General features: G+C 71.4%; 32 protein-coding genes. 2 read left to right on the top strand and 30 right to left on the bottom strand.

Annotation, left to right across the window (positions count from 1 at the left end; translation table 11 throughout):
* Positions 1-216: 216 nt before the first annotated feature.
* From AB0D93_RS34760 to AB0D93_RS34615, 30 genes are all read right to left on the bottom strand, one after another.
* Positions 217-684 (bottom strand): hypothetical protein, encoded by a 468-nt coding sequence (locus AB0D93_RS34760; protein ID WP_362128416.1) that lies wholly within the window; start codon positions 682-684, stop codon positions 217-219.
* Between the two features lie 173 nt (positions 685-857).
* Positions 858-1,145 (bottom strand): hypothetical protein, encoded by a 288-nt coding sequence (locus tag AB0D93_RS34755; protein ID WP_362128414.1) that lies wholly within the window; start codon positions 1,143-1,145, stop codon positions 858-860.
* Between the two features lie 78 nt (positions 1,146-1,223).
* Positions 1,224-1,694 carry a hypothetical protein gene (locus tag AB0D93_RS34750; protein WP_362128411.1) on the bottom strand — a complete coding sequence of 157 codons (471 nt, stop codon included), beginning with the start codon at positions 1,692-1,694 and terminating at the stop codon, positions 1,224-1,226.
* A 796-nt stretch (positions 1,695-2,490) separates the two neighbouring features.
* The gene (locus AB0D93_RS34745; RefSeq protein ID WP_362128408.1) at positions 2,491-3,453 is read right to left on the bottom strand and encodes a hypothetical protein; all 963 of its coding nucleotides are present in this window, start codon (positions 3,451-3,453) and stop codon (positions 2,491-2,493) included.
* Between the two features lie 79 nt (positions 3,454-3,532).
* Positions 3,533-4,423 (bottom strand): hypothetical protein, encoded by an 891-nt coding sequence (locus tag AB0D93_RS34740; RefSeq protein WP_362128405.1) that lies wholly within the window; start codon positions 4,421-4,423, stop codon positions 3,533-3,535.
* Between the two features lie 238 nt (positions 4,424-4,661).
* Positions 4,662-5,420 (bottom strand): hypothetical protein, encoded by a 759-nt coding sequence (locus AB0D93_RS34735; RefSeq protein WP_362128403.1) that lies wholly within the window; start codon positions 5,418-5,420, stop codon positions 4,662-4,664.
* 303 nt (positions 5,421-5,723) lie between these two features.
* Positions 5,724-6,161, bottom strand: a complete 438-nt coding sequence (locus tag AB0D93_RS34730; RefSeq protein WP_362128399.1) for a DUF2742 domain-containing protein — start codon at positions 6,159-6,161, stop codon at positions 5,724-5,726.
* 68 nt (positions 6,162-6,229) lie between these two features.
* Positions 6,230-6,655, bottom strand: coding sequence for a hypothetical protein (locus tag AB0D93_RS34725; protein ID WP_362128396.1), 426 nt, complete (start codon positions 6,653-6,655; stop codon positions 6,230-6,232).
* A 248-nt stretch (positions 6,656-6,903) separates the two neighbouring features.
* Positions 6,904-7,182, bottom strand: a complete 279-nt coding sequence (locus AB0D93_RS34720; RefSeq protein WP_362128393.1) for a hypothetical protein — start codon at positions 7,180-7,182, stop codon at positions 6,904-6,906.
* On the bottom strand, positions 7,179-7,841 hold the full coding sequence (locus AB0D93_RS34715; protein ID WP_362128390.1) for a hypothetical protein: 663 nt from the start codon (positions 7,839-7,841) through the stop codon (positions 7,179-7,181). The genes AB0D93_RS34720 and AB0D93_RS34715 overlap by 4 nt, the downstream gene beginning before the upstream one ends.
* A complete protein-coding gene (locus AB0D93_RS34710) occupies positions 7,838-8,326 on the bottom strand; it encodes a hypothetical protein (protein WP_362128387.1) in 489 nt (162 codons plus the stop codon). The genes AB0D93_RS34715 and AB0D93_RS34710 overlap by 4 nt, the downstream gene beginning before the upstream one ends.
* A gap of 10 nt (positions 8,327-8,336) precedes the next feature.
* Positions 8,337-9,056 carry a hypothetical protein gene (locus AB0D93_RS34705; RefSeq protein ID WP_362128384.1) on the bottom strand — a complete coding sequence of 240 codons (720 nt, stop codon included), beginning with the start codon at positions 9,054-9,056 and terminating at the stop codon, positions 8,337-8,339.
* Positions 9,053-9,646, bottom strand: coding sequence for a hypothetical protein (locus AB0D93_RS34700; RefSeq protein WP_362128381.1), 594 nt, complete (start codon positions 9,644-9,646; stop codon positions 9,053-9,055). Before AB0D93_RS34700 ends, AB0D93_RS34705 begins: the two co-directional genes overlap by 4 nt.
* Before the next feature lie 269 nt (positions 9,647-9,915).
* The gene (locus tag AB0D93_RS34695) at positions 9,916-10,638 is read right to left on the bottom strand and encodes a GGDEF domain-containing protein (protein ID WP_362128378.1); all 723 of its coding nucleotides are present in this window, start codon (positions 10,636-10,638) and stop codon (positions 9,916-9,918) included.
* 91 nt (positions 10,639-10,729) lie between these two features.
* Positions 10,730-11,056, bottom strand: a complete 327-nt coding sequence (locus AB0D93_RS34690) for a hypothetical protein (protein ID WP_362128376.1) — start codon at positions 11,054-11,056, stop codon at positions 10,730-10,732.
* On the bottom strand, positions 11,053-11,661 hold the full coding sequence (locus AB0D93_RS34685) for a hypothetical protein (protein WP_362128373.1): 609 nt from the start codon (positions 11,659-11,661) through the stop codon (positions 11,053-11,055). The genes AB0D93_RS34690 and AB0D93_RS34685 overlap by 4 nt, the downstream gene beginning before the upstream one ends.
* Before the next feature lie 82 nt (positions 11,662-11,743).
* Entirely contained in the window at positions 11,744-11,905 is a 162-nt protein-coding gene (locus AB0D93_RS34680) for a hypothetical protein (protein ID WP_362128370.1), read from the bottom strand.
* Between the two features lie 193 nt (positions 11,906-12,098).
* Positions 12,099-12,449, bottom strand: a complete 351-nt coding sequence (locus tag AB0D93_RS34675) for a hypothetical protein (RefSeq protein ID WP_362128367.1) — start codon at positions 12,447-12,449, stop codon at positions 12,099-12,101.
* Positions 12,446-12,976: a hypothetical protein gene (locus AB0D93_RS34670; RefSeq protein ID WP_362128365.1), complete on the bottom strand. Its 531-nt coding sequence runs from the start codon at positions 12,974-12,976 to the stop codon at positions 12,446-12,448. The genes AB0D93_RS34675 and AB0D93_RS34670 overlap by 4 nt, the downstream gene beginning before the upstream one ends.
* Before the next feature lie 36 nt (positions 12,977-13,012).
* Positions 13,013-13,408 carry an RNase adapter RapZ gene (locus AB0D93_RS34665; protein ID WP_362128362.1) on the bottom strand — a complete coding sequence of 132 codons (396 nt, stop codon included), beginning with the start codon at positions 13,406-13,408 and terminating at the stop codon, positions 13,013-13,015.
* Between the two features lie 82 nt (positions 13,409-13,490).
* On the bottom strand, positions 13,491-13,664 hold the full coding sequence (locus tag AB0D93_RS34660) for a hypothetical protein (protein ID WP_362128359.1): 174 nt from the start codon (positions 13,662-13,664) through the stop codon (positions 13,491-13,493).
* Between the two features lie 99 nt (positions 13,665-13,763).
* Positions 13,764-14,366, bottom strand: a complete 603-nt coding sequence (locus AB0D93_RS34655) for a hypothetical protein (RefSeq protein ID WP_362128356.1) — start codon at positions 14,364-14,366, stop codon at positions 13,764-13,766.
* 175 nt (positions 14,367-14,541) lie between these two features.
* Positions 14,542-15,195, bottom strand: a complete 654-nt coding sequence (locus tag AB0D93_RS34650) for a hypothetical protein (RefSeq protein ID WP_362128353.1) — start codon at positions 15,193-15,195, stop codon at positions 14,542-14,544.
* A gap of 13 nt (positions 15,196-15,208) precedes the next feature.
* Complete coding sequence (locus AB0D93_RS34645) at positions 15,209-15,727, bottom strand: hypothetical protein (RefSeq protein ID WP_362128350.1); 519 nt, start codon at positions 15,725-15,727, stop codon at positions 15,209-15,211.
* Between the two features lie 217 nt (positions 15,728-15,944).
* Positions 15,945-18,224 carry a hypothetical protein gene (locus tag AB0D93_RS34640; protein WP_362128347.1) on the bottom strand — a complete coding sequence of 760 codons (2,280 nt, stop codon included), beginning with the start codon at positions 18,222-18,224 and terminating at the stop codon, positions 15,945-15,947.
* Positions 18,225-18,305: 81 nt separating this feature from the next.
* Positions 18,306-18,566 carry a hypothetical protein gene (locus tag AB0D93_RS34635; protein ID WP_362128344.1) on the bottom strand — a complete coding sequence of 87 codons (261 nt, stop codon included), beginning with the start codon at positions 18,564-18,566 and terminating at the stop codon, positions 18,306-18,308.
* Complete coding sequence (locus tag AB0D93_RS34630; protein ID WP_362128341.1) at positions 18,563-20,131, bottom strand: DUF2637 domain-containing protein; 1,569 nt, start codon at positions 20,129-20,131, stop codon at positions 18,563-18,565. The genes AB0D93_RS34635 and AB0D93_RS34630 overlap by 4 nt, the downstream gene beginning before the upstream one ends.
* A complete protein-coding gene (locus AB0D93_RS34625; protein WP_362128338.1) occupies positions 20,128-20,304 on the bottom strand; it encodes a hypothetical protein in 177 nt (58 codons plus the stop codon). The genes AB0D93_RS34630 and AB0D93_RS34625 overlap by 4 nt, the downstream gene beginning before the upstream one ends.
* Positions 20,301-20,564, bottom strand: coding sequence for a hypothetical protein (locus AB0D93_RS34620; protein ID WP_362128335.1), 264 nt, complete (start codon positions 20,562-20,564; stop codon positions 20,301-20,303). Before AB0D93_RS34620 ends, AB0D93_RS34625 begins: the two co-directional genes overlap by 4 nt.
* Positions 20,561-20,875 (bottom strand): hypothetical protein, encoded by a 315-nt coding sequence (locus AB0D93_RS34615; protein WP_362128332.1) that lies wholly within the window; start codon positions 20,873-20,875, stop codon positions 20,561-20,563. Before AB0D93_RS34615 ends, AB0D93_RS34620 begins: the two co-directional genes overlap by 4 nt.
* Positions 20,876-21,191: 316 nt before the next feature.
* Between AB0D93_RS34615 and AB0D93_RS34610 the strand changes: the two genes are divergently transcribed.
* Entirely contained in the window at positions 21,192-21,989 is a 798-nt protein-coding gene (locus tag AB0D93_RS34610; RefSeq protein WP_362128329.1) for a GntR family transcriptional regulator, read from the top strand.
* 600 nt (positions 21,990-22,589) lie between these two features.
* On the top strand, positions 22,590-24,275 hold the full coding sequence (locus tag AB0D93_RS34605; RefSeq protein WP_362128326.1) for a helix-turn-helix domain-containing protein: 1,686 nt from the start codon (positions 22,590-22,592) through the stop codon (positions 24,273-24,275).
* Positions 24,276-25,567: the final 1,292 nt, after the last annotated feature.

Genomic DNA, 25,567 nt, shown 5'->3' with positions numbered 1-25,567 from the left:
GCGAGAGCGCCCCTCGCACCCGGCCCCCCGGGCCGGGTGCACCACCACAACGCCGCGCACCCCCGCCTCCACCACGCCGCGACCGTCGCCCACGGCCGACGCTGCCACCCGCGGACGCAGCCAGCCCGGCCACCGACGACAGGCCGGCGCCCACCGCCGCGAACGGGGTGGAGACGGGGCGCGGCGAGGATGCCGCGCCCCGAAGTGAGGGCAAGGTCAGGGGCGCTGCCAGGTGGAGCCTGCCGGGACGCGCGGCGCGGGCGGCTGGGCGCGCATGTTCTCCAGCGGGTAGAAGCTGAGCCCGAGCGGCTCGCCGTCGTCCAGCCATTGCACGCTGGCGCTGTACCGCTGACGGATAGCGATGTAGCCCTTCCGCCCGTCGAGCGCGTAGAACTCGGTCCCGGCGCGCCACTGCGGGAAGCGGGCGCTTCCGGCATCCTCGATCCGCACCCACCAGTCGGGGTGTTCGTCGGCGAGGATCTGCGCCATGCGCGCGGCAACGACGGGTTCGGCGACTTCCTTGGTGCGCAGGTCCATGCTCTTGTTGCAGCTCACGCCGCTATAGCGGACGGTGAAACGGGGAAAGACGTGGTCCCACTCGGACATGACGGCGGGCGTCTCGAACCACATGACGTCACTGCCGGGCCGGTCCCAGAACGTCTTGTAGATGCCGTTTTCGATCATTTCCTGCCTCCGGGTGGTGCGGGTTTCGAGTGGTGGTGTCGGTCGGGGTGCCACCCCCTTTCCAACAAGGACAACATTACCAGTGTTGGGCCGGAATTGGAAGCGGGAAAGGGCCTCTGAGCAGGCAATTCCTGGGGATTGCCTGCGGCGGCTGACCCGGCCCGGCCCGGGGCCTAGCTGCGCTCGGGGGTGTGCGTCCGGACGACTTCCAGCACCCGGAAGACGGACTGACCGTCTCGGCGGACCTTGGCCAGCATGTAGGGCTCGGGCTCGCCGTCGCGCAGCATGGTCACGCCGGGCCTGACGGCGTCCTCCGGGGCCTCCGGGAGCGGGATGCGCTCCCAGTGGGAACCAAGGATGGAAAGCCAGTCGCTGCCGGGTCGCAGGATTCCCCACGCGTACCCCTCGACACGGGAGCGGTCGGGGTGGAACACGTCCTGCGGATAGATGTCTGACGCCATGGTGCGGTTCTCCTTGAACGGTTTCGAGTTGCCGGGGCGGCGGTGCCATCCGCCGCCCCGACGGGGTAAGGGGACCTGTCAGTCGTTGAAAATCTCGCTCAGCTTCTTAGTCGCGTGGATGATTCGCCCCTGCTTGTCGATTCGGTAGACGTCGAATTCGGCACGGACGTAAAGGGCGATGTCGTGGGCGCAGTACCACTTGCGCTCGCCGGAGACCTGCACGAAATACTTGCCGGAAAGGCGGCATCCCGTCGTGATGCTGAATTCGCAGCGCGGGCGGCGGACCAGCGAAACGCGCTCCCTCTTCAGGAGCACAAGGGCGTCAGTCCAGACGTTGCGCTTGCACGAGCGGCAGATGCGCATTCCCCATTCCACGCCAGCGGCGCGCGCGTCCTCGTACGAGGCGTAATACTCGTCGGCTACAACGTATTCGCACACCTTGTTGGCGCAGTCCCAGTTGGCGCACCCCTCGGTCCAGTAACCGGGCGTCGTCGCGGCCTTCTCGCGGAGCTGCGTCGCGATCTGGGCGGTGGTGAGCGTCGCGGTCATGTCGTCTGCCTCCGGTGTGGGTTTCGAGTGGTTCTCGTTGTCCGGGGTGCCACCCCCTTCCAACAAGCTCAATATTACCAGTGTTGGACCGGATCACCAAGCTGAAAAGGGGGGTCTGACCAGGGTTTTTCTCGGAAGTTCATGATCTTTTAGCGGACGTCCGGGCCCCCGCCGACCCCCCTCCTAGCCAGCCGCTTTTCCTTCCCCCGGCCCCGGGCCGGCCCGCACCCTTCGACGTCACGCAGCTCCTCCTGACCCTCCTCGACCTCAACCCCCGAACAGTCACCACGGCGATGCCGGCACCCGAACGCGGCCCTCCGTCCCCCGCCTCGACCACAACGGACCTCAGCCCGTCCCCCGGTCCCCGGGGGGCGGGCGCCCGGAGGAGCCCCACGGGGCTTTGCGCAAGGGAGCTTGCGACCGCAGCCCGCGCGCAGCGCGGGCCGCAATAAGGAGGGCCCCCAGGGCCCGACGACTGCGGCGCACGGCCGGATCGCACCAAAGGTGCGATGCCCACCCACCAACCCGCGGCCGGACCGCCGACCCCCGCCAAAGGCGCCTGGGGAGCGCGAGGGGGCGGCGCCAGAGCGCCCCTCGCAACCCGGCCCCCGGGCCGGGTGCCCCACCGAAACAGCCCGCGCGTCTGGCACTGGCCTGACGGCGCGTGGTCGTCGCTCGCGCGGAGGACTCACCGCTGCGTGCGCACTTCGCCGGGCCTCGGCGGCCTGTCGGCGTCCTGCCCTATCCGAACAGCGCGGAGGGACGGAAGCTGGTCGCTTCCGCCCCTCCGCGTAGCTCAGTGCCAGACGGCTCGGCCCCAGCGGACGAACCAGTACCGGGTGCGCCCTTTCCGGAGGTTGACGGGAAGGCCTCCGCGACGGTGGCGTGCTTTCCGGTAGCGGCCGTGCACCTCGCCGGTAGGGACCGCGAGGGCGGCTGCCGCAGTGAAGTAGACCCGGGACAGGTGGTCGGCGGCGGTCCTCCGTGCACTGTTCCACCGGTCGCCGGGGGTGAGCGCCAGGTGGGCCCGGTCCAGGATGGTCTGCGCGGCGGCCAGGGCGACGGCGCTGACGGTGGTCAGGGTGGCGGCCCGGTCCAGGGCGGCACGGGCAAGCTGGTTGGAAGCCAGGCACGCAGCTGAGTCGCATCCCCGGCATTCGATGTCGGCCCGCACGCCGGACTCGTCGGGCGCGGGCGGCAGCGCCGCGAGGATGCCGCGCGAGTGGTCGAGCAGGGCCGCGACGCCTTCAGGGCCGCCCGCAGCGTGGCTGACCGGCTCGACGGTGCTCTCGTGCAGTGCGTCAAGGAGCGCGTTGCGGGCGGCCGCCGTTGCCCGGTCCAGGCGGGCGGCCGCGACGGCGCGGAGCTCGGCGCGTGTGCAGACCTCGGCCGGCGTGCAGGGGCAGCGCGCGGGGTCGGCGGGCTCGGGCTGGGGCTCCGGGGCCGGAAAGATGATCGCGGACTCCCTTGCCGGACGGCCCGGGTAGTGGATCGTGGGTGTGCATGTGACCTGGTGCCCGGCTTCACGGATCAGGTTGGCGCACGCCTGGAGTGCCGTGCGCCTGCGGTGGATGTGACCCAGGGTCTGGTGTTCGTGGGCGTTCCGGGGTTCGCACCAGTAAGTGAGGACCAGGGCGGCCTCGTCGGCGGTCGGCCGAAGGGTGAATCCGTCACAACCGGTGGCCGCGGGGTGATGTCCGGCGGCGGCCAGCATGGCGGTGATGCTCGCGACGGAGGGGGTTGGCACGCGCGTGTTCATGGTCCTCTTTCGGGTCAGTGTCGGGCTTCGAGAGGCCGGGGCGGCGCGGCCATGCGCCACCCCGGCCGGTGCGGTGGTGCTAGGAGACGGGGGCGAGTCCGGCCGACTGCCAGCGGACGGGCCAGCGGTCACCGAAGTCGACGGCGATCCGGCGGGTCCGCTCCACGATGAAGGTCTCGATCTCGGTTACGCGACCGGTCTCTGGCTCGGCGTCCTCGTGGGGAATCTCGCCCTTGCGCCGTACGGTGTCGCCCACCGACCACCACACGGCACCGTCGTCGTCGACGGCGGCGGGCAGGTCCGCCGGGGAGACACCGAGGTCGGCCGCCGTGCAGTCCGCGCACCCGAGGCGCGTGCCGACCTGGTACAGCTGGGCGTCCTGCTCGCACGCTGGGCACTCGCCTGGGGCGATATAGCGCGCGGACTTCTCCGGGATCAGGGCCCCGAGGGCGGCGTGCGCGGGCCTCATGAGCAGGACGTACGGAGAGTGCTCGCCGCGCTCGGTGCCGGTGATGACGACGTATCCGTTGTGCAGGCGGGTGACGCGCGTCAGCCTCACCGGCTGATCGGCGAAGGCGTCGGGGTAGCACTCCTCCTCGCCGAGGGCGACCAGGGGGGCGCTGTGAACGGGGCGAACCTCCCGGTAGCCCTCGCGCTCGATCTCATCCCAGGTGGCGAACCGCCAGTCGGCCGGGGCCTGCACACGGCGGGCGCGGCGCCGCTCGGTCTCGGCGGCGACCGAGGCTCGGGCGTCCACCGCGCCGACCAGCCGCTCGGCAGCCTGGTACTTGCGGAGGTGATTGGTTCGGTAGCGGTCCGGGTCTCCGGCTCCCTGGGCCCACCAGCGGTGGGCTGACCGACCCATCTTCCATACATGCCCGGCCGGTTCGGTGGCGTCGTCGACGAAGACCGGGATGCGGCCCCGGCTATCCAGGCGGCCGTAGCGGTAGCGGGCCTTGATGTCCTTCACGGTTCCTCCGGTGGTTCGGGTTTCGAGTGGTGGTGTCGGTCGGGGTGCCACCCCCTTCCAACAAGGACAACATTACCAGCATTGATCCGGAAAAGGAAGCGGGAAAGGGGGTCTGACCAGCGTTTTTCATGGAATTCGCTTGACCCCCAAGGGGTGGCCCGCGCCGGGCACGGCGCTGTACGCGCCAGTCACCGCGCCCCCGCCGGGCATCCGGCGGGGGCGCGATGGTCCGGGCGCATCAGGCGCGGCGGCCCCGGCGCTTGCGCTCGTACTCGGCACGCCAGGCGAGGGTTTCGGGGTCGTCGGAGTCCACGAACACGATGAAGGCCTTCGCGAAGCAGTCCGTCATGGTGTTGGAGCCGTGATCGGCGTTGTACGCCTCCCCGACCGACTTCAGTTCGGCCTCAAGGTCCTTCAGGGCCTGCGTGCGGCGCCAGCGGGTGACCTTCCCGCCCTTGTAGTCGGTGACCTCTTCGGCGATCCATCCCCACTCCTGGGGGATGTTGTCGATGCCGATGTGGATGGAGCCGTAGCCGGCGCCGATGCGGACTCGGAACTTGATCTGTTCGGGCGCCTCCCCGATGGGGTCGAACCGGTAGGTCTCCAGCGCCTGAGACACCAGCCCCGGCCCTTCCTGCACGAGGGGGGTCTTCCCGGCCTTGCGCGCCATCTTGATGTCCGCGCGGATGCCCGCGGCTCGCTCCTTCATCGACTGCCCGGAGCGGTACTTGGCGCCCATGCGGTAGGTGTTGCCGTGCGAGTCGTAGCCGCGCTCGTAGATGTCGGCCCACATCTGCGCGCGTTCCTCGCGCTCGTCCCCGGCCGCGTCCTTCAGCTTCTCCAGCAGGCGGCTGAGCATGTGACGGGCGGCCTCCTTTTCGCCCTCGTGGCGGCACGTACCCGACTCCCGGCAGGTCGGCGCAGTGCACTCCTTCTCGATCACTGCGCGCAGAGCGTCAATGCGGGTGCGGGTCTTGGACGCCTTGGACTTGGTCATTGGGGCGCGCTCCGTCTCTCGTGGTTCGGGTTTCGAGTGGCTCTCGTTGTCCGGGGTGCCACCCCCTTCCAACAAGTGCAACATTACCAGCATTGAGCCGGAAAAGGAAGCGGGGAAGGGGTCTGGCCAGGGTTTTCCTCGGATTCCTTGGAGTGCCGCGCGTACCCTCCGGGCCGGGCCGACCCCCCCTCCTTGCCAGCCCGTTTTTCAGCACCAGGGCGCCAGGGTCGGCCGGGTGACGGCCGGTCACGTAAGCCGCCCACGGATGCCGCACCACTCAACTCCCGGTGGATGAAAGTCGGTTCAGGCAGCGGCCAGGTGCGCGGCGGGGTGGAGGTAGCGGCCGGGCTGACCGGGGATGGCGACGGGGGGCCAGCCGGGGGTGGCGCGGAGCCGGTGGGGTGGCCGGCGGGCGTGCGCTGCGTCTCGTTCGGCCTGAGTGCGCATCCGCGCGAGTCGGCCGGCCAGGCGCCGGGCTTCCTCGTTCGCCCCGGCGGTCACCTCGGCGTACCAGGCGGCGGGGTGCTCATCGGCGAGCTGCTCCAGGCGCTCCTCCTCGGCCTCCTGGCGGCGCCACCGCTCGGCGGCCTCGACGACGGCGGCGAACCGGCGGGGGTCGTTGGGCGGGAGCTGACTCCAGGCCAGCGATCCGTACGGCGGGACGTTCCAGTCCTGGGCTCCGTCGGCGAGCGTGGTGACCTGGTGCACGGCCCACGCTTGGGCGGCATCGGCGGTGTTCACGTGGTTCTCCTCCGGTGTGGGGTTCGAGGGGGCCGGGGCGGCGGTGCCATCCGCCACCCCGGCGTGGGTCACGCGATCTCGTGCTTGTAGGTCTCCTCGGCCTGGTGCAGCAGTGCGTCCTCGTCCAGTCCGTAGGCGGCCGCGAGGCGCCGGAGGTTGCCGACGTAGCAGACAAGGGCCGCGACGCGGTCGTTGATCCGCTCGGGGAAGGGCCGCCCGGAGAGGCGGACGATGTGGAGCTGGTCCAGGTCCTGCGGGCTGAGCGCGTAGGTGCGCCCGAGGTGGAAGGCGTCGGTGAGCGCGTCACCGACGGCGATGTCCACCAGCTCCTGCGCGGTGGCAGCGCCTTCGCGGTGGCGGGCCTCGCGGGACAGGGCGCCCAGGGGGCGGAGGGCCGCGCGGGCGGCCTTCACGGACGGGGTGGGCCGCCGGGTGGCCTGGGGGTGGGCGAGCATCGCGGCGATGGCCGTTCGGGCACGGCAGGCAGGGGTCACAGAGTCCTCCGGTGATCAGGTTTCGAGTGGTGGTGCCGGTCGGGGTGCCACCCCCTTCCAACAGAGACAACATTACCAGCTTTAGACCTGATCTGGAAGGGTGAAACCAGCTTTGACCTGGGGATTTCCTGGCGCCGGCAGCACTCGGATTCGTGGCGCCGGCCTCCCGCCGCAGGAGAGGGCAGAGGAATGCAGACGGCCCGCGCCTCCACAGGGGAGAGGGCGCGGGCCGCCAGTTCGTGCGGTGGTCAGCTGCTGGTGCGTTCCAGGAGTGCCAGGGTCTCCTCGCAGGCCCTGGCGAAGCTCTCGGCGAGCGGGCTTTCGCCGGGGGCGGCCTGCTGGCATTCCCACCACGTGCTGGCCGTGAGGTCGGCGAGCTCCTCGGCCTGGTGCTCGTCGAGCTGGAGCGGCACGGCCGCGGTGGCGCATCGAGGGGTGGCGTCACCCAGCCAGCCGGGGAGGCTGTCAGGGTGGCACATCTGCAACGCGGCGTAGAGCGGCGCAGGCACAGGCAGGGCGATGCTCATGCCGTTCTCCCGGCTGCGGCCGGTTCGGTCATGGCATGTTCGTCGAGCCACCGCGCGGCCGCCGTCACGGTGGGGAAGAAGTGATCATAGGCCCGGGGGTGGTAACGGAATACCGGGGTCGGCCGCTCCCCCGCCTCCGACGCGGACAGCTCGGTGAGGCCGTAGCTGACCGTGTAGCCCGCTCCGCCCCTGGGGCCGATGGCGGGTTCGACGGCGCCGACGATGTCCTCGGGGTCGAGCCGCAACGCGTTGCGGCGCGCGACGAGATACCACTGGGGATCGCCGGGCGGGTCGAGCATGATGCCGAGCCGGGGCGGCGGCCCCTGGTAGATCCAGACCTGCCCGCAGCGCCGGGGCTTGGCGCCCATGCCGAGTCGGCCGGTGTCGAACACCTGCGGAACACCCGGCAGTTCGGCGTCCAGCTTGGTCGCCGCGCCGCACTTCGGACAGTAGATCCGTACGGTGAGGGCCCGATAGTCGTCGCCGTGACCGCACAGGTTGTCCTCGGCGTCGAGCGGGCAGGAGTGGCCGCTGTAGGCGCTCTCGCGGACGGTTCGGTGAATCCGGTAGTCGACCTCCCAGCCCTTGGCGGTGCAGCCCTCGCGGTGCTCGGGCGTCGTGTAGTCCAGGTGCGCGGCCAGCGCGTTCAGGCCGGTCACTGGGCCTCTCCGATGCCGAGTTCGGCGTGCAGGGCGTTGAGCTCGTCGAGCCGGGGGCCGCCGGCGGCCGCCGACAGGAACCCTTCCATGCCCATGCCGATGATGTGGGCCTCCAGGACGCGCAGGGCGGTCTGGTGGCCGAAGCCGTTGAGGTAGGCGTCGAGGGGGACGGGGCGTCCCCTGGCGTAGCTGAGGGCGAGGGTCAGCAGCTTCTCGTCGCCGCCGGTGAGGTAGACCTCCTCGTCGTCGCGCAGGGCGGTCAGGTCGAGCTCCGCGGTCAGGGCCCGGCCGACGTCCGGGACTTCCGCCCACGTGAGGGTGACGTGGCGGGCGAAGTCGGCCCGGCCGGGCAGGCCGGTGGAGGTGACCAGGTGAGTCGCGGCGCGCTTCAGCTCGCTTCCGCTGAGCGTGGCAGCGGCGGTGAGCGCCGCGGTCATCTCCTCCGCGGAGAGGGATGCGGGGCTCGGGGTGACGTCGTGTCGCATGAGGTCCTTGTCAGTTGTTGGCGAATCGGTGCAGGGCGTAGTCGTGCGCGCTGGTCCCGGCGACCGCGGAGGAAAGCCTGGTGGCGAAGCGCTGGTAGGCGTCCTCCTGGGCCGGGGTGAGGACGATCCGCTCGGGCGCCTCCTCGCCACCGGCCGCGGCGACGGCGGCCAGCAGCACTTTGGTGTCGGGCTGGTCGTCCAGGTGCAGCACGGCCAGGCCGCGGGCGAAGAAGTCGACGAGCTGCTTGGGGTCGCCGTCGCGGCCGGGCTCGGCCCAGTCGCCGGCCATCTGCTCCAGGAAGTCGGCAAGCTCGGTGTCGTCCTGGCCCTCGACGGCCCGACGGAAGTGCGCGAGGACAGAGGCCACGGTGTCGACGTCGCGCGGGTCGATGTCGGCCGGGTACAGCGCGGTGTGCTCCCAACGCCCGTCGGGGGCGTACAGGGTGTACTTCCCGGCGGGCTGGGCGTCGCTCGGGCGGTAGCGGCCGGTGTTCGTGGCGGTGTGCCGCAGCGGCTCGGGCAGGGCCTGGAAGAGGCGCCCCCATGCGTCGTGGGCGGCGGCGCCGTCCAGGTCCGCGGGCAGCTCCCACACGTCCTCTTCCCCGGCGCAGACCGCGCGGCTGTTCAGGGCGAGCTGCTGGAGAAGGGGCTCCTCCATGTTCATGAACAGGGCCAGCCAGTCCTCGTCATCGGGGAGCAGGACACGGCGCCGGTTCGGGGTCTCAGTCATGTGCTGGACTCCTTCACGGCCGGGCTGGCGAACGGGTTGGGGGCCTCGCCGCTAAGGATCTTGCGGACGAGTTCGGCGACCTCGCGGGCGCCTTCCTCGGTGGCGGGAGCGGCGATCGGACGGGGGCGGTCGCTGGCGGGCTCGTCGATACGGATGTCCCATCCCTCGCTGGTGAGCGTGAGGGAGAGGGCGGCCTCCCGGCCCTGGTAGCCGAAGCGCGGCCCGCCGGCCGGAGGGTCGACGGCAACGCGCAGGCCGGGCCGGACGGTGAGGCCCTTGGCGCTCAGTTCCTCGACCAAGGCGTCCCGGGCGGCGTGCAGCTCGACGCTGGTGAGCTTGACGCGGGAGCAGTAGCGGGCGGCCAGGGCATCCACCACGCCGGTGGGCAGGCTGGTGACGGCGGCCCAGTCCTCGGGGCCGATGCCGTGGTCCTGGCCCGCCTCGTACATCGTGGCGAGCAGGTCGGCGGCCTCGGCCAGGACGCTGGGGACGTACAGAACGCGTGACCCGTACTGCGCGTGGGCCCCCAGGTCCCGGGTGGCCATGCGGATGCCGATCTTCGCGGCATCCAGAGCGGAGGTGTCGCTCATGGGCGGTTGCTTCTCCTAGGTTGGGCCGAGTGGGGTCCGGGGCCGATATGCGCGGCCCCGGACCCCACTCTGTCGCGTCGCTCGGACATTCCGGGCGGGATCATTCGATGACGGTCCCGCACGAGGCACGGGGTATGCGTGATTCTCCTCGTGCGGGCTGACGTACTGGTGCGGTTCCCGCCGTTGCGGTCAGGCCCGGTCGCCTGCACCGATCAGGAGGATCAGTGCAGGCGTCTCGAACGGCAGGGTGATCGGGGCGGCGGTGGTCATCAGGCGGCCTTTCGGAAGGTGAGGACGTCGGCGAGGCGACGGGGGGACAGGGGAAGGAGCCGGGCCAGGCGGCGGCCTCGGCGGCCGCGCCCCTTGGCGCGGTACATCGCGGTGTCGGCGTTCTTCAGCAGTGCGGACAGCAGGGCACCGTGGGTGGCGGCGGACCCGGGGTCGAGGTCGGTGTCGGCGGTGCGGGCGGTGCCGATGGACGCCCCGACCTCCAGGCGCAGGCCCTCGTGGCAAACGGGCCGGGTCAGCGCGGCGTACAGGCGGGCGACGCGTGCGGGCAGGTCGGGGGTGTCCGGGAGGATGACGGCGAACTCGTCGCCGCCCAGGCGTCCGGCCTCGGCTCCCTCGGCGGCGGCCCACTCGGCCAGGCGCGAGCCGACGGCAGCGAGGACGGCGTCCCCAACGTCGTGCCCGAACCGGTCATTGACCGGCTTGAACGCATCGAGGTCGACAAGGAGGGCCGCGGCCGGGCCTGCCGCGACGATCTCCCGGGCCCGTGCGGTCCATGCCGCTCGGGTGGGCAGTCCGGTGACCGGGCAGGTGCGGGCCTGGGCGAGCTGACCGCTGAGCGTGGAGACCTCGGCCAGCAGCATCTCGGCGGCGGGCACGACCTGGGCGAGGGCGCTGCGCAGCTCGTGGGGGCTGGCGTCGGGCCGGGCGAGGTCGGTGCGGGCACGGTCGAGCAGGGCGCCGGTCTCTATCGCGGACGGCATGATGGGGTGGCTTCCTTTCGGTGTTCGCATCAAAGGGGAGGGCCCGGGGCGGCGGCCGGTGTGACGGCCGTGACGGCCGCCCCGGGGCAGTTCAGCGGACGGCCGCCAGCAGCTTGACCACGGCGTCCCGCAGGCGGCCCTCGGTCGGGTCGTCCTCGGTGAGGCGGTCCGCGGCGAGCCGTTCGTGCAGGTCCTCGGGGATGTGCACATAGGGCCGGGCCAGGTCCACGGCGGTGGCGGGGTCGTCGATCTCGTACGGGCGGACACCCGCGGCGACGAGGTTGCGGATCAGGGCGCCATCGCGGCGGGGCACCTGCCAGACCTGGGTGTAGAACGTGGCGAGCTGGGCGTCCCAGCCGACGATGACCCGGATGCTGCCGGGGACATGGGCGAGACGCCGGAGGGTGTAGACGCTCATCCCGCCCCCTCCGGGTGCATCCGGGCGCGGTCGCATCCGGAGGACTCGGGGCCCGCGCCGTGCAGGTGGACGTTGAGCAGGTCCTCGCGGGTCCACACGGGCGTCCACACGCGGCCTCGGCGGCACTGGTCGCGGCGTGGGCAGGGGCTCGCGGCCTCGAACCGCTTGCCGTACCGGACGCCGAGCGTGTGCCGGCCAAAGACGATCTCGCCGTACATGTACGTCTGGTCGATCTCGGTGGTCGCCTGGACCAGGTGGTGGGCGATGTCGTGCCCGAAGCGGATCGACGCCTCTTCCCAGGCCCGGAACCACGGGGTTCGGGTGTGGCGGTTTCCGAGGAGGTCCGCCATGGGGTCGGTGGGCGGGAGCCACTGGCCGGTGTGGGTGTCGAGGGTGCCGCAGTGCGGGCAGGTGCGGCGGCGCGGCTTGCCGGTGCAGCCGTCGGCGAACCGCTCGCCGCAGCACGGGCAGTGGTGGGAGCGGCGTTCCTCCGGGCTGCCTGCGGCGGCGCCGCAGCCCTTGCACACGAGGCTCGTGCGCTGGGCGCGGTGGGGCATCGTGGGCGTCGGCGGGGCGGTGGTCTGGTGGGTCGGACAGGTCGTCATCTTCAACAAGCTCCGTACGAGGGGAAGGCCGGGGCGGCGGCTGGCTGGGCGGCCGCCGCCCCGGGAAGTGGCCGGGTGCGGGTCAGCGGCGCGGGCCGCGCGGCGTACCGGCCGCCGCGTTGCCGTTGGTCTGCGCCTGGCCGCGCTGAAGGCGGAAGGCGGCCGCCGTCTCAGGCGTGTTGTGCTTCGCGTAGGCCGCGCGGGCCTCGGCCTGGAGCTTCTTGACGGTGTCGGACGTGGGCACGGATGCCTCCGGTGATCGGGTTTCGAGTGGTGGTGTCGGCCGGGACGCCACCCCCTGCCAACACAAAGAACAATACCAGCTTTGAACCGGATACGCAATGGTTCGAGTGCCGATCCCTTGCCGAGCTGGTCAGTTCGGCAAGGCGGCAAGCAGCTTGGCGGCGGCCGCGCTTCGGCCGCCGCCCGGGGAGGGGTCAGATCCAGTGGAAGACGCGGCGCACGTCGGAGGCTGCGCCACAGAGGTTGTCGTAGGTGAGCCGGTCGTCGAAGTCGTACGGGTCTTCGACGGTCGCCATCACGGAGTCGGCGGCGGCGTCGAGAACAGCGGCGAACGCCTCGTCGACCTTGGCGGCCTTGAGGGCCTGAACGACGCTCTCGTGGTCGGCGCGGCCGCGCTTGATGGCGTCGGCGAGCAGGTTAAGCGCGGCGGCCGCGGCCGGTGCGAGGTCGGCCAGTTCGCCGATGTCGGCGGTGCCGGTGCGGTCGGCGGCGGTCTCGACGCGGGTGACCGTCGCGAGTTCCGTCGACGTCGTCTCGTCGCTCACATCGTCTCCTGGCGGTAGGTCGGCAGTTCGGTGGCGTCGGGCGTGGCGTCGGGCGTGGCGGTGGCCGGGGCGTCGGGGTCGAAGACGGGGGTACCGCCCATGTGGATCACGGCGCGCTGCTGGCCGAGCAAGACATTGAAGCGCTTGAGGAGCTGGCGCCCGGCAGCGGCCGCCTGGGGGTCGCCCCGGTACGTCTCGATGTCACGGATCGCGAACTCCAGCCACATGAAGTCGCCTTGCTGGACCGGGATGCGGACCAGGTCGGGGTCGGGCTGGGTGACGGATGCGGCGCCGGCGCTCTGGTACAGGCGGCCGATCAGGTCGGTGGTGCGGCCGCCGTGGCCAAGGTCCGGGCGGGCCCGGCGGGTGCACTCCTCGGCGTACAGCAGGACCCTCTCGAACGCCTCCATCTCGGCGAGGGTGATGCCGATGTACTCGACGCGCGGGGGCTCGGGGCGCTGCGGGAGCGTGCCGTAGACGGTGCCGTGCGGGGTCTGGGTGGTGGGCCGGTTCCTGCGGAAGAACACGGGGCTTCTCTCCGTATCTGGCTGAGTGGGCGGCGGTCAGGCAGTCTGTGCGCGGTGGAAGCCGGGAGGCAGAAGCGGCTTGTCGATGTCCCGGTGCTCAATGGCCACCGGGCGGTTGGTGAGCAGGAGGAGTTCGTGGGTGCGGCGAGCCAGGCCAACCGAGCGGTGCCGGCCGCCGACGCATCCGTAGGCGATGGTGATGTCGGTACCGGTGGACTCGCCCAGGCCGACCGCCATCCACGCGGCGACCTGGGCGAGGGGCTCGGCGCCGGGGGTCTCCATGACGTGCTCGTATACGGCGGCGTCCAGGCCGGTGAGGTGCTTGAGCTCGGGGTTGTGGAACGGGTTGCGCAGGATCTCGCGCAGGTCGTACGTGGCTTCGGCGACCGGGGGCTGGCCGTGGCCGTAGCCGAAGGAGACGACGGTGATCATGCGGGGGCCTTTCGTGGTGTGAGTGGGTTCCGAGGGGGCCGGGGCGGCGGTGCCATCCGCCGCCCCGGCCGGGCGGAGCGGGTCAGTCCAGGGGGCGGACCGTGACCTCCAGGTCGCGCGGGTCGGCGGCAGCCCTCTGCTGAAAGTCCTTCAGCTCCCTGTCGCTGTAGATCGCCTGGTCATCAGTCGCACTGCCCGTGATGATGTTGACGGGCTGGCCGCTGCGAGAGGTGGCGGTGACGACGTACTTGGCCATGGGATGGATTTCTCCTCGATCGCTGGGATGCGGACCACCGGGCTGGACTGCCCGGCTCCCCTTGGCTCCGGCGGCGGGCGCCGGAGCCGCGGGCAGCCGTCAGAGCCAGGCGCGATCGGCGTCGGCGTCGAGTTCGCTGGCGGCGGTGCGCAATGCGTCCTCCAGCCGCTCCTTGGCGAGAGCGTCCTGCACGTCCCCGGCCTCGTCGGCGGTGTCCGACTCGGCCCGGCTGAGCAGGGCGACGGCCCGCAGGATCGTGGGGAGCGCAGCGATGCCCTCATGCTTGCTGAGCGCCTGCACGGCGGCGAGCCGGTTGTCGCTGTCCTCCAGCTTCCGGGCCACCTCACCGAGGGCGTTGGCCGCATCCTCCCAGGTGGAGCCGGTCTCAGCCGCCGCCTGCGCGGCGGACTTCAGGAGGAACACGGCCATCTGGGAGAAGCCGTAGGCGGCCAGCGCGGGCAGGAGGTCGATCAGGGTGAGGCCCAGGCCCTTCAGGACGACTGCCGCGCCGGTCAGGGACAGGAGGCCGATCCACCCGAGGGTGTCGGCCAGCTCGGCGAGGTTCCGCAGGATCACGGCGGCGGTGGTGCGGATGCGGGTGATGCCGGGCATCGGCTTCTGGCAGACGAAGCAGGTTAGGCGGTGTACGCGGTTGTAGGTGTCGCAGCTGGTGCAGCGGCGGGTCGGGATCATGCGGCGCACGGATGCCTCCGGTCGGTGTTCGGGTTTCGAGTGGTGCCGGTGGGGTGCCACCCCCTTCCAACATTCAGAACAATACTAGCTTTGAACCGATTAGGCAAGGGGGTAAGTCCCTTGCGCGGGATGCCGGGCGGGGCCTGCCCTCCGGGGCGCCCTGGCCGGGGCGCCCCGGAGGTGGTCACTCGCCGTCGGTCTGGCTGTCTCCGCTCTCTCCGCCTGAGTTGGCGTTGTCCCGGGCGAAGCGGCGGGCACCGACGTTGTCGGCGGCCTTGATGGCGGCCTGGCCGGTGCGGAAGCCCTCGCGGCCCATGTCGAAGCCCTTGCCGAGCGCCCCGGCCGTGGCCCCGACGGCGTTGGCGGCGGCGGTGGCGGTGCCGGCCACGGCGCTGACGGCATTGAAGGCGGCGGCCACCGTGCCACCGTCGCGGCGGGCCGCGGGCTGCTTGCCGCCGCGTGCGGCGGCCTTCTTGGCGGCGAACGCGGCGGCGGCGCCTCCCCCGCCCTTGGCCGTCGCGGCCGGGGCGGCGGGACCGCGCTTGCCCTCCATGGTCGTGCCGGCGGCGGTGGTCAGCCGGAAGCGGCGGTTGGGCTGGGTCTTCTCTAGAAGGAGCTTCACCATGGCGGGGGTGATCTGCTTGACGGCGAAGAAGCAACTCGCCTTCCGGCCCCCGTCCTTGCCCCTGTGCTTCTCGCCGCAGGACGCCATGACGTCCTTCCCGGACACCAGAAGGCTGAGGCGGCGCGGGGCCGGGGCGTTCTCCCGGCCGGGGCAGCGGATCGGGCTCCCGCCGATGGTGAGAGGGCCTCGGATGGTCAGCGAGGGTGTGGTCATGCAGGTGGAATCCTTACTTGCTCTGGGCGATGGCGGTTGCGGTGGCGGTGACCTTGCCTCCGAGGACGGTGCGGCCGGTGGCGGTCGCGGTGGCCTCGGCGGTGGTGCCTCCGCCGCCCCCGCGACGGCGGAGGCCGGAGAAGAGGCCGCGGACGACGAAGGCGACGACGGTGACCGCCGCGGCGAAGGCCATGAGCGCATAGGCCAGGGCCTCCAGCCAGGGGCCGGCCAGGGAGAGGCCGAACCCGGCGACGGCGGTGCTTCCAGCGGCGGACCACATGAGCAGGGCGGCGGTCTTGGCCCACGCCGGGATCGGCTGGCCGCCGCTCCCGACGGGTACGGGAGCGGTCTCGTGGTGGACGTACGCCCACTGCTGGGCGCCTCCGGGGAGGGTGACCAGCCGGACCCCCGGAAGGGGGGCCTCCGCCGGGACGGGGTGGGCCGGAGCGTACGGGGCGACGGGTGCGGGGCCCTTCGGGGCCTGGGTGATCGTGTAGACGGTCTCCGGTTCGGTACGGGCCGGGTGGTTCATGATCGGGAAAGCTCCTTGAGGAAGATCGTTTTGTGAGGGTTTGGGGGGTGGCCACGACCTGGGACGACGGACGTTTACGCAGGTCAGATGGGTGACCACCCCTGGGACACCGGCCGGCGACCCTGGGACGCGTCCCAGGGCCGGGGCCGGGTGTCCTATGGCCGGGCCAGGCTCTGACCTGCACGGATGCCGTGCGGCCTAGGCCCTGGCCTAGGGGTCATTTGCGGATCTTCCGGGCGGCCTCGTGAGCGGCCTCGACGTCCGCCAGGAGGTAGCCGCGGACCCGTCCGTCGCCGACGCGCCAGCGCTTCGGCTCCAGCTCGGTGCCGGTCCCGTCGAGCTGCTCGTCGATCAGGGCTCCCAGCTCCTTGCCGAACCGGCCCTCGTACGTCGCGTCGTCCTCGCCGTCCCTCTGGGCCCACTGGCGCGGGTTCCAGCTGGCGAACGCGGCCCGCACGTCGGTGAGGGGAAGCCGGTCCTGGTCCTCGCCGAACGCGTCGAGCAGGACGTCGAGCACGGTCGCGTCGGCGGCCGTCTGCCCGGGGCGTCCGGGCTTGCCGCGCCCGCCCGGACCGCCGGCCGCGGAGGTGAGCCCGGTCTGCGCGACCAGGTACGCCTCGATCGGGTCGTCCCACTGGCCCGGCAGCCGCCCGGCGGCCCGCCGCAGCTCGACGCCGACGGCGATGATCTCCGATGCCTCTCCCGCGTTCTCCTCGTCGATGAGGAAGGAGCGGGCGAGTTCCTCGGGGATGCCGTCCATGTCCAGCCAGCCCAGGCCGCGCTTGTCGCGGGGGATGTCGTGGGCCCGCATCCCCCGGCCGGTGGCGCCCTTGCCGAGGATGGCGTTGGTGGCGTCGGCGTCCGCGGTCCGCTGGGCCCACCGGCCGGTCATGTTGCCGCGCAGGCCGGCGGGGATGATGTCGGTGTCCGGGTGCTGGGTGGCCAGGACCATGAGCACGCCCAGGGCGGCGCCGATGCTGGACAGGAACTCGAAGCGGTGCAGCCGCGCGGCCGCGCCCGGGACGTTCTTGCGGGTGTAGGTCGCGACCTCGTCGACGATGAGGACCTCGATGCTCAGGTGCTTGAGCAGCTTCGGCGTCATCTTCGACTCGCCGAGCGAGGCCAGCAGGTCCTCGCGCTGCTCGATCTCCGCCTCGTAGGCGTCCAGCAGCAGGTCCAGCCGGTTGCGCTCGCGGCCGAACATCGTGGCGGCGATCGGCGCGTACACCAGGTGCTCGCCGGTCGGCTTGCCGTCGACGATGCGCACGTTGATCCGGGGATCGAGCGCGAGGGCGCAGATCAGATTCCGCAGCGCCATGCCCTTGCCGGTCCGGGTCGCCCCGCCGATCAGCAGCATGATGTCGCGGATCGTCAGCCGCCGGGTCTCCCCGCGCTTGTTGTAGGCGATCGGGGCTCCGTCGTGCCACAGGTCCAGGGGGGTGGTCTGGCCCAGCAGCGGCGAGCGGCGCACCTTGTCGAAGGGGTCGGACGAGGCGACCCAGAACGAGCAGCGGCCCGGGTGCCCGTCCTGCTTGATGTCCAGCCAGTTCACATCGACCTGGAGGGCACCGGCGATCTCCTCGCGCTTCTCGATCAGCTTGGAGACCGTGATGCCGTCGGGCAGCTTGAACACGCACTTCGATGCGTTGACGTCGGCCCGCTCGATCAGCCCGACCAGCCGGACCTCCTGCTCGTCCGAGGTGAAGACCTTCGCCGCACGCAGGGCGCGGTTGATCTGCGCATCGGTCAGCGGCGCGTCCTCGTCGAGCGCGGCCGACTCGAAGACCACGAAGTCGTCGCCGCGGCGGCGCAGTTCCCGCGCGCCGCACGCGTACATGACGCCGATGACAGGGATCAGGGCGGGCAGGGTCATGGCCAGGCCCCACACCTGTGCGATGCCGACGACGGCAGCGACGTAGGAGGTGAAGCCCGTGGCGGACAGGACGGTCAGGTTCTCGCGGCGGCGGGCCTTGCCGAGCTTCCTGCGCTGCTCCTGCATCTCGATGACGTCGTTGTGGTCGCCGTAGCCGTCCTTCTTCTTGGCCTGGCGCTTGGCCTCGTCGATCATCTCGCCGAGGTTGGTGACGAACAGGTAGTTGCGGGCGGCGTTGAGTTCGGCCCACAGGCCGAGGGCCGACAGCTTGACGATCCGCCAGGCGTACACCGGGCTGTGGGCGGCGTGGTATCCGATGGCGTGCGCCAGGACCTCGCCGCGGTGGCGCCACACGTCGGGGTTGGTGAGCGAGGCGGGGACCAGGGCCTTCAGGCCCCGGCGGTCCTGGTCGTCCAGCTGCCCGACGACGAGGAGGCCGTCCTGGTCGTCGACTTCGGCGGACAGCCGTACGGTCCCGGTGCTGGCGTCGGCGAGGCCGGCGGCGCTGGCGCGTACCTCGTCGCGGGCGGCCTTCTCCAGGTCGGCCCGCGTCTGCGGCGACAGCCGCTTGGTCAGGTCGATGACCTGACCTCCGGTGGCGGAGGTGTCGGTGGGCTGGGTCATGCTCGTGTTCTCCTTCGTGGTGTGGGTTTCGAGGGGCCGGGGGCGGCGGTGCCATCCGCCACCCCCGGCAGGGGGGTCGGGCTACTTCTTCTTGCCGTCGTTGTTGCCGTCCTTCTTGCTGGCCTTGCGCTTCCTGGCCGCCGCCTTGGTCGCGCCGGCCAGGGCACCCGGCACCCGGGGCAGGGCCAGGACCGCGAGGAAGACGACCGCCGCGGCGATGGCCGCGTTCCGGCCGGTCCACCCGTAGTGCACGGGCATGACCCACAGGGTGGTGATCCCGGCGGGGGTCGCCAGGATCAGCAGGGGCGGCAGGCTGCCCGGCTTCTGGGGCGTTCCGCTCATGCGTTGATCTCCTCGGTCTCGTTGGTCTGGTCGGCCTGGGCGCTCTCGCGCTGGGCCTTCTCGATCTCCTGGGCCATCGCCTCGGCGAACCCGGTTTCGGCCTCCAGCAGGGTCACGAGCGCGGGGCCGTCCTTGCGCCGGATGCCGACGCGTTCCGCGAGCACGTACGGGGAGAAGAAGCCGTTCCCGGTCCGCTTGCGCTTGTCCTTCGCGGCGGCGTACGCCAGTTCCCGCGCGATCGGGAACGCGGCCTTCAGGTGCTGGCTCAGGTCGCGTTCCGCCTCGTCCGCCGAACCGTTCCCGCCAGCCGTTTTGGTGGCGTTCCCGGACGGTGCGGAGGCGTTCCGCTCACCCCGTTCCGATCCGTTCCGGGCGGGAGCCGAAGGGGCCGACTCCCCTTGCGGGAACTGAATTTCCCGGCCCCGGGAACCCTGCTCGGCCTCGCCGGAACGGGTGGCCGGAACGGTCACCGCAACCCACTCGCCACCGATGAACGGCAGGCCCCGGTACTTCTGGGAACTGAGCCGCGCGGCGGCCTTCTCCTCCTCCTTGACGGCCCGGCTGCGGAACTCCTCGGCTAGGGCACGGGCCTCATCGGCGCGGGCCTGGGCAAGCTCGGCGGAACGCTCGGCAGTCTCCGCTTCGATGGCAACGGCCTCCGCGGAACGCTTCAGCTCGCGCACCCGGCGGCGGCTCGTCTTGGTCCGCGCGCGGTCCATGCGGGCCTCGGCCCGGCGCTTGCGGCGGACCCGCGCGGCGGTCGTGCCGGGCTTATCGCCGTGGTGCGACTCCCATGCCTGGTCCCATGCCATCTGGACCGTGATGGTCTTGCGGTAGGGGGCCCGGATGCGCCAGGCGGTCAGGGAAACCAGCGGGTGCGCGATCCACCGGGCGATCTGCTCGCGGACCTCGGCGGCGGTGCGGCCGCTCTGGGTGTGCTGGAGCAGCTTGACCATGGCCTCGAACGCGATCACTCCGGCAAGCGAGGCGAGCGCGTTGACCTGCCCGGCGTTCTCACTCGGCGAGTGGAACAGGTTCAAGGTGGCCGCAAGCAGAGCGGACACGGCGGTCCCCATCAGGTACAGGCCCGCCGGGACCTTGCGCCGCACCGCCAGGATGCGCAGGGCTGCGAAGCACCACGTCAGGCCCTCGACGACGCCGGGGACGATCCAGGAGCGCTCTCCCAGGTCCTTGCGCATCGCCTCGGCCTGCGCAGGCCAGGCGATCCAGACGGACGCCACGATCAGCCCGGCCACCGCGCAGGCGGCGACGACCACGGGCAGCACCCGCACGAGGGCCTGGCCGCGCGCCTTCCACTTCTGCACGGCTTCCTTGCGGATGCGCGCCTTCTCCTCGCGGAGGGCCTGGCGCTTCCTCCGCTCGACCTTCTGTCGCTTCTCCTCAAGGTCGAGGTTGCGGTCCTCGACGTCGAGTTCGGCGAGCTGCTCCTCCTTGTCCGCCTCCACCGTCGCCTTCTTGGCCGTGGCGCGGCCGAGTGCGCGGCGCTCGGTACGGGACATCAGCGGGGTCTCGTCGGTCTGGGTGCGTGGTGCGGTGATGCTCATCGGGTGGTGATCTCCTGAGCGCGGGGGGCGACGGCTCGTACGGGGGTGGGGGGCGGGTTCTGGGAGGCGAGGACCTGCGCGCACTTGCCCAGCTCGTGGGCCTCGTCGCGGTCGGCCAGGCGGTGGGCATCCAGCGCGGCGCGGGTCAGCGGGAGCGTGCAGCGGGCCCTCACGTCGTCACCGACCTGGGAGTGGTGCTGTAGGCGTGGGCGGCGGCGATCCCGCGGCGGGCCAGGAGGATCACGCCGAGTGCCCCGGCGACCAGGGTGACGGCGGTCGCGATGACGATGACGGCGGCGGCGGCCGCGCCGACGACGATCACGAACAGCGGGACGACCAAGACGAACAGGCCGGGGTGCAGCTCGTCGACGCGGACGAGGAACAGGCGGATGAAGGCGTTGGCAGCCTCGATGGTGCGGGCGTCGATCTTCACGCGGCCCACCCCCCGGCGAACTCGTCGTCGTCGGCCAGTCCGGGGCCGGCGGCGGCGTCCTCGGCCTGCTCCAGCTCGTCGACGACGGCGAGCAGCTCCGGGCGGGGGGTGGTGCGGCGGCGGGCGGTGAGGGCGTCGGCGTCATCCAGGTCCAGCAGCAGCGTGGCGACGAACTCCAGGTTCGCGCCCCGGGTGCGGCAGGAGTCGGCCGGGCGGCCGAGGAAGAAGCGCTCCGGCTGTCCGGTCAGCGTGGACAGCGCGTGCAGCGCGACCCCGTACGAGGGGCGTGCGGGGATATCGGAAACGGACACGGCAGTGCCGCCTTTCTCTGCGGGTTTCGAGTGGTGATGCCGGTCGGGGGGCCAACCCCTTCCAACACGTACAACAATACCATACTTATGCCGGATCGACAAGGGATCTCCGACGCCGACCCGCGTTCGCAGGGCCGGGACGGCGAACCGCCGCCGCCGTTCGAACCCCGTGCGGGCCTCGAACAGTTCCAGCACTCATAGCCTGCCGATCATCGCGCTGAATGTCAACAGTTCCGGAACTCATCGCGCGCGGAAGGCTCGCCTGGGAGGAACAGTTGCGATATACATAGGGGGCAGAAGGAAAGGAGCCGCCGACGTGGCGACCCGCTACGAAGAGATCGCTGATGACCTACGCGAGCGCATCAGCACAGGGGAGTTCCCCGCAGGGAGCACACTCCCCGGCTATGACCAGCTCACCCTCGGATACAAGGCCAGCAGGGCGACCCTCCGCGAGGCCCTGAACAGGCTGCAAGCCGAGGGGCTCGTGCGCCCGGTCAAGAAGAAGGGCCTGGTCGTCCGCGACCCCGGCGAGCGCCGTCAGGTCGCCCGCGGCAGCGTGGTGCGCCGGGACCCCGCACGGGGATACGTCTTCCCCACGGCGTCCGCGCCGGATGGGCCGTGGGTCACCCACAGCAGACCGGACGCCTCGGTGGTGCCCGTGCCGGTCCCGGTCGCCGAGCGTCTCGGCATCGCGCCGGGCACGCGGACGATGCGTCAGCGGTGGATCACCTCTCCCGCCGGCCAGAGCCCGTTTGAGCTCACCGACGCATGGATTCACCCCGACGTCCTGGCGGAGATACCACAGCTGGACGTACCGGGCCCCACCCCCGGGGGCTACCTGGACCGGATCGAGGAAGCCGGGCACGGCCCCCTGGAATGGGAGGAACGGACGACGATCCGGCCGTCTTCCCGCGAGGAGGCCAAGCAGCTGGAGATCCCCGCCGCCATGTGGGTCTTCGAGGTGGTCACCGTCGGCACGTCCCACCGCACCGGCCAGGCCGCCGAGGTGTCCGTAGGGGTCATCCCGGGGGACCGCGTCGAGTTCGTCACCAAGCTGCGCCGCGACCGGACCGCCCGCTGGCCCATCTCCACGGCGGCCTCCGCGGGGATGTGACCCACGCCAAATGGCTTCACGCACCCAGCGACACACCCGTTACGGTGCGTGTGGTCGGATAGATCCACGGGGACCGGGATATTCCCATCGTCCCCAAACGCAACAGGCCCCCGGAGGGGCCTGTCGGTCCGCAGCCGGGGTGCCTCCCGGCGACGCGGCCGCACCTTAAATCACGGGGAGGTGCGCTTTCGTGAGCGTACGGGTTCGAGCGATACCGCCGCAGCAACCTTCGAGCAGCGCCACACTGAACGGCCGGCAACAGCCAACCGGTCCCGGCCGCTGTCGCCGCCCTGCTCCCTCCGTCTGAAAAGCCTGGTGGCCGCCCCGCGAACGGAACGGCCACCAAAGTTCGACTCGCCCAGAGTCTTCGCCCCCGAAGGGGCACGCCCACACCCACCGGGTGGGGCCTCGTGCCGGTGTGTTGCCCACACGCCGGCAGCGTCAGGATAGACGCGGTCGTGCAGCAGCAACACGTTGATCACGCCGCTTGCCCACTATCTGGCCAACGAGGCTCCCCCAAAACCACTCAAGGGAAGCACTCGTGCCACTCCAGCACCACCCGCCCATTCGTCCGATCCGCTCCGGCCACGGAGCGGCCGCATGACCGACGACCCCGTTTTCGACGACGAGCACGAGGTCTACAGCTCCGACGCGCCGCCCGCGTTCACGATGGTCCCGGAGTGGATCACGTACTCCGATCTCAAGCCTGCCCAGCGCGAGTTCTGGACCGTGCTCGCCAGCTGCGTGAACCACGACCGCCCGGACAACCGTGTCTGGCCCGCCGGCCCCGAGCTGGCCGACGCGATGCGGATCAAGAACCCGGACCAGCTCAAGCCTTACCGCGAGGCCCTCCAGTCCATCGGCGCCGTCGTCATCAAGGAGAAGCGCTACGCCAACGGGATGCGCCGCCGGTACGTCTACGACGTCCGGTTCCACCCGCCGAAGGACTACACCGGACCCCGCACCCGGCAGGAGTGGCTGGCCCGCCGCAAGGAGCGTCTGGCTGCCGCCGCTGCGGCCGAGTCCGCCGACACAGCCGCCTTCGAGGCCGCGAATCCGGACGAAACCGCAGGTCAGCCCGGCACCCCTAAAAATAGTGGGGCCGGTGCCCCCAAAAATGAGGGGACCGGAACCCCTGAAAATGGCGGTGCCGGTGCCCCCGAAAATGGGGGTGCAAAACCAGACCAACATCAACCAGACCAACATCAACCACAGACGGCGCCTTCAGCGCGTAGCGCTGGTAACGGCCGTAGGCCCTCTACCGGTAGTAGCGCGCGCGGGACGTCGAGCGGCTCCGCCGCGGCCAGCGGCGCCGAGGCGCCGAACGGGAAGTCGGCTCGCTCTGGCAGGGAAGTCCTGGTCACCCCGGAGGTTCAGCTGGTCCTGGAGGCGTTCCCCGACGCTCTCCGGGAAGCCCTGCTCAGCAAGGCACGCACGGACCGGCCGAAGACCGTGATCAAGGCGATCGAGGAACAGCTGGCCGGGGGCGGGCTGGTCCAGGCGCGCAAACTCGGCGCGCGAGTTGCCAGGCGTTGGGTCACACACGGCTACACCAACCACCACGCGGCGGGCAGGCTGACCAGCCCTGTCGGTGCGACCGTCGCCATGCTCAAGCCGGGCCCGTGCCCCGACCCCCGGTGCGAGGACGGCGAGTTCGACGACGGATCTCCGTGCCGGGCCTGCATCGAGCGGGACAAGAACTACCGGGCCGACCGGGACCGCGAGCGGAAGGCGACGGCCGCGCAGAAGGAAGCCGAGGCGCGTCGCCGGGGCTGCCCGCACTGCCAGCTCGACCGCGGCACCGCCGGCCAGCCCTGCGAGGACTGCACCCGGACCATCGCCTCGGTCGAACGCGAGGCAGCCGCGTTCGTCGAGCAGGCCCTGACCGAACACCGGGCACAGACCGCCGGTGACGACCAGGCCGCGGCCGCGTTCCGCGCGTACGTGACCGAGGGCGTCGAGCAGGCCCGCAAGACGGCGGCCGCTCAGGGCGCCGACGTACTGGGCCAGGCCCTCGCGGCCCGGGTCGCTGCCGACGGCTTCGTCCAGGAGCAAAAGCGGCTCCGCGAACGGGGCGTCGAACAGGTGGCTCTGGCTGCACCTGCCGACCGCCCCGACCCCGCGCCCGAGGTCGGCATCCCAGCTCAGGCCCACTGGCAGGGTGACCGCTGCCCCGGCCACGATCGCACCGGCTGCCCCTGGGACCGCCCAGCCGTCGGCTACGACGGGCTGTGCACCCGGTGCAGGACGGTGCTCGTCCAGAAGGAACCCGCACACACCAGCTGAACCACGCGGCTCGGCCCCCGGAGGAACCTCCTCGCGGGGGCCGAGCCGCGTTCCGTACCAGGCGCCTCCGGCGCGTTCCGCACACCAGGTCCCGCCTGGAACCTCACCCGATCGTGTGGCCACGCCACGACAGGCGGCTTCGCCGCGATCAACCGTGCACGCGCCGAACAGGTCCATCACCATCAGCCGAACGAGCAACCCCCACAAGCGAACCGAGCCGACCAGGGCCGGCCACACCGCGGCAGCAGCTGCTTCCCCTTCACCCAGGCCGGGCAGACCGGTCCGCTCCTGCTCCTGCATCCGTGACGGTGGCGGTACGGCGACCGGCCTACCCTCGGGTCCGACGCCGGAGTCCCCCGCCGAAGCGGCCGACCCCCCTCCCCTAACCAGCTGATTGTCAGAAGCTCCACGACCCGCAGCCGGGTGACGGCCCGCCACGTAAACCGCCCACGGATGCCGTGGTTTCACCGGCCCATCCGGGCCGGTACTGGTGGCTCCTCGCCCCCAGACCCCTCGCCAGCGCCCAGGGCGCGCTGGACCGCCCATCGCCGGGGGGCGCCTCCCCCCGGACCCCCCACCAGCGCCTTTCGGCTGCGCTGGACCAGCCACTGCCGCCTGCCCTCAAGTGCTCGGCCACTCCGCTTCGCTCCGCGGCCTGCGCGCTTGACCGCTCGGGCCCTGGGGGCCCTCCCTGGGCAGTTGCCCCCGGAGTTGGTGGTTGGTCGCCATCGTGGTGACCGGCATCAGCTGAGGTCAGAGGTCGGCCTCGGGCTGTTTGGGGTCCTGGTCATGGGCTGAGGTGGACATCGAGGCCGGAGGAACTTCATGTCGTCGAGCAGGTGCAGTGGATCGGGGGCACGGCATCCGTGGGCGGTTTACGTGGCGGGCCGTCACCCGGCAAACCCTGATGCCCTAGTGCTGAAAAGCGGCTGGCAGGACGGGGGTTGGGCCGGGATCGCGCTGCTTTTTGGTGCGCGGCGCAGCCGCCTCCTCGCCTGAGTCTCCGTCAACGGGTGCTGTCCGATGAGCCGGTGCGGGTGACGCGCCGAAGGCGCCTTGGTGCTGCACGTCGCCCGCGGACGTCTACTACGTAGTTAGAGGCGAAGATCCTTTTCGCAGGTCAGCGCGTTGCTGAGTAGCTCCAAACTGCCACTCGAATTACAGTTTTGGCGCTTCCGGTTGCCTATAGGCAACCGGCCCCCGCTAGACCCTGCTTGCGGACGGGTAACGACGCGACTCGCCGGTCTCGATGTTCTTGCCTATAGGCAACCGCAGTGGATACGGTGTGCTTC

It is taken from the genome of Streptomyces sp. NPDC048191 (genome assembly GCF_040652655.1).
Taxonomy (GTDB): domain Bacteria; phylum Actinomycetota; class Actinomycetes; order Streptomycetales; family Streptomycetaceae; genus Streptomyces.
The sequence above is the reverse complement of the archived record's forward strand: the minus strand, read 5'-3'. Positions and strand labels throughout refer to the sequence as shown.

Excerpts from the sequence above, each read along its gene's own strand:
- AB0D93_RS34650 (WP_362128353.1), bottom strand. The coding sequence starts at position 15,195 with ATGACCACACCCTCGCTGACCATCCGAGGCCCTCTCACCATCGGCGGG.
- AB0D93_RS34705 (WP_362128384.1), bottom strand. The coding sequence starts at position 9,056 with ATGACTGAGACCCCGAACCGGCGCCGTGTCCTGCTCCCCGATGACGAG.
- AB0D93_RS34700 (WP_362128381.1), bottom strand. The coding sequence starts at position 9,646 with ATGAGCGACACCTCCGCTCTGGATGCCGCGAAGATCGGCATCCGCATG.
- AB0D93_RS34665 (WP_362128362.1), bottom strand. The coding sequence starts at position 13,408 with ATGATCACCGTCGTCTCCTTCGGCTACGGCCACGGCCAGCCCCCGGTC.
- AB0D93_RS34630 (WP_362128341.1), bottom strand. The coding sequence starts at position 20,131 with ATGAGCATCACCGCACCACGCACCCAGACCGACGAGACCCCGCTGATG.
- AB0D93_RS34720 (WP_362128393.1), bottom strand. The coding sequence starts at position 7,182 with ATGAGCATCGCCCTGCCTGTGCCTGCGCCGCTCTACGCCGCGTTGCAG.
- AB0D93_RS34660 (WP_362128359.1), bottom strand. The coding sequence starts at position 13,664 with ATGGCCAAGTACGTCGTCACCGCCACCTCTCGCAGCGGCCAGCCCGTC.
- AB0D93_RS34635 (WP_362128344.1), bottom strand. The coding sequence starts at position 18,566 with ATGAGCGGAACGCCCCAGAAGCCGGGCAGCCTGCCGCCCCTGCTGATC.
- AB0D93_RS34760 (WP_362128416.1), bottom strand. The coding sequence starts at position 684 with ATGATCGAAAACGGCATCTACAAGACGTTCTGGGACCGGCCCGGCAGT.
- AB0D93_RS34685 (WP_362128373.1), bottom strand. The coding sequence starts at position 11,661 with ATGACGACCTGTCCGACCCACCAGACCACCGCCCCGCCGACGCCCACG.
- AB0D93_RS34605 (WP_362128326.1), top strand. The coding sequence starts at position 22,590 with ATGACCGACGACCCCGTTTTCGACGACGAGCACGAGGTCTACAGCTCC.
- AB0D93_RS34690 (WP_362128376.1), bottom strand. The coding sequence starts at position 11,056 with ATGAGCGTCTACACCCTCCGGCGTCTCGCCCATGTCCCCGGCAGCATC.
- AB0D93_RS34735 (WP_362128403.1), bottom strand. The coding sequence starts at position 5,420 with ATGACCAAGTCCAAGGCGTCCAAGACCCGCACCCGCATTGACGCTCTG.
- AB0D93_RS34645 (WP_362128350.1), bottom strand. The coding sequence starts at position 15,727 with ATGAACCACCCGGCCCGTACCGAACCGGAGACCGTCTACACGATCACC.
- AB0D93_RS34695 (WP_362128378.1), bottom strand. The coding sequence starts at position 10,638 with ATGCCGTCCGCGATAGAGACCGGCGCCCTGCTCGACCGTGCCCGCACC.
- AB0D93_RS34710 (WP_362128387.1), bottom strand. The coding sequence starts at position 8,326 with ATGCGACACGACGTCACCCCGAGCCCCGCATCCCTCTCCGCGGAGGAG.
- AB0D93_RS34750 (WP_362128411.1), bottom strand. The coding sequence starts at position 1,694 with ATGACCGCGACGCTCACCACCGCCCAGATCGCGACGCAGCTCCGCGAG.
- AB0D93_RS34755 (WP_362128414.1), bottom strand. The coding sequence starts at position 1,145 with ATGGCGTCAGACATCTATCCGCAGGACGTGTTCCACCCCGACCGCTCC.
- AB0D93_RS34745 (WP_362128408.1), bottom strand. The coding sequence starts at position 3,453 with ATGAACACGCGCGTGCCAACCCCCTCCGTCGCGAGCATCACCGCCATG.
- AB0D93_RS34640 (WP_362128347.1), bottom strand. The coding sequence starts at position 18,224 with ATGACCCAGCCCACCGACACCTCCGCCACCGGAGGTCAGGTCATCGAC.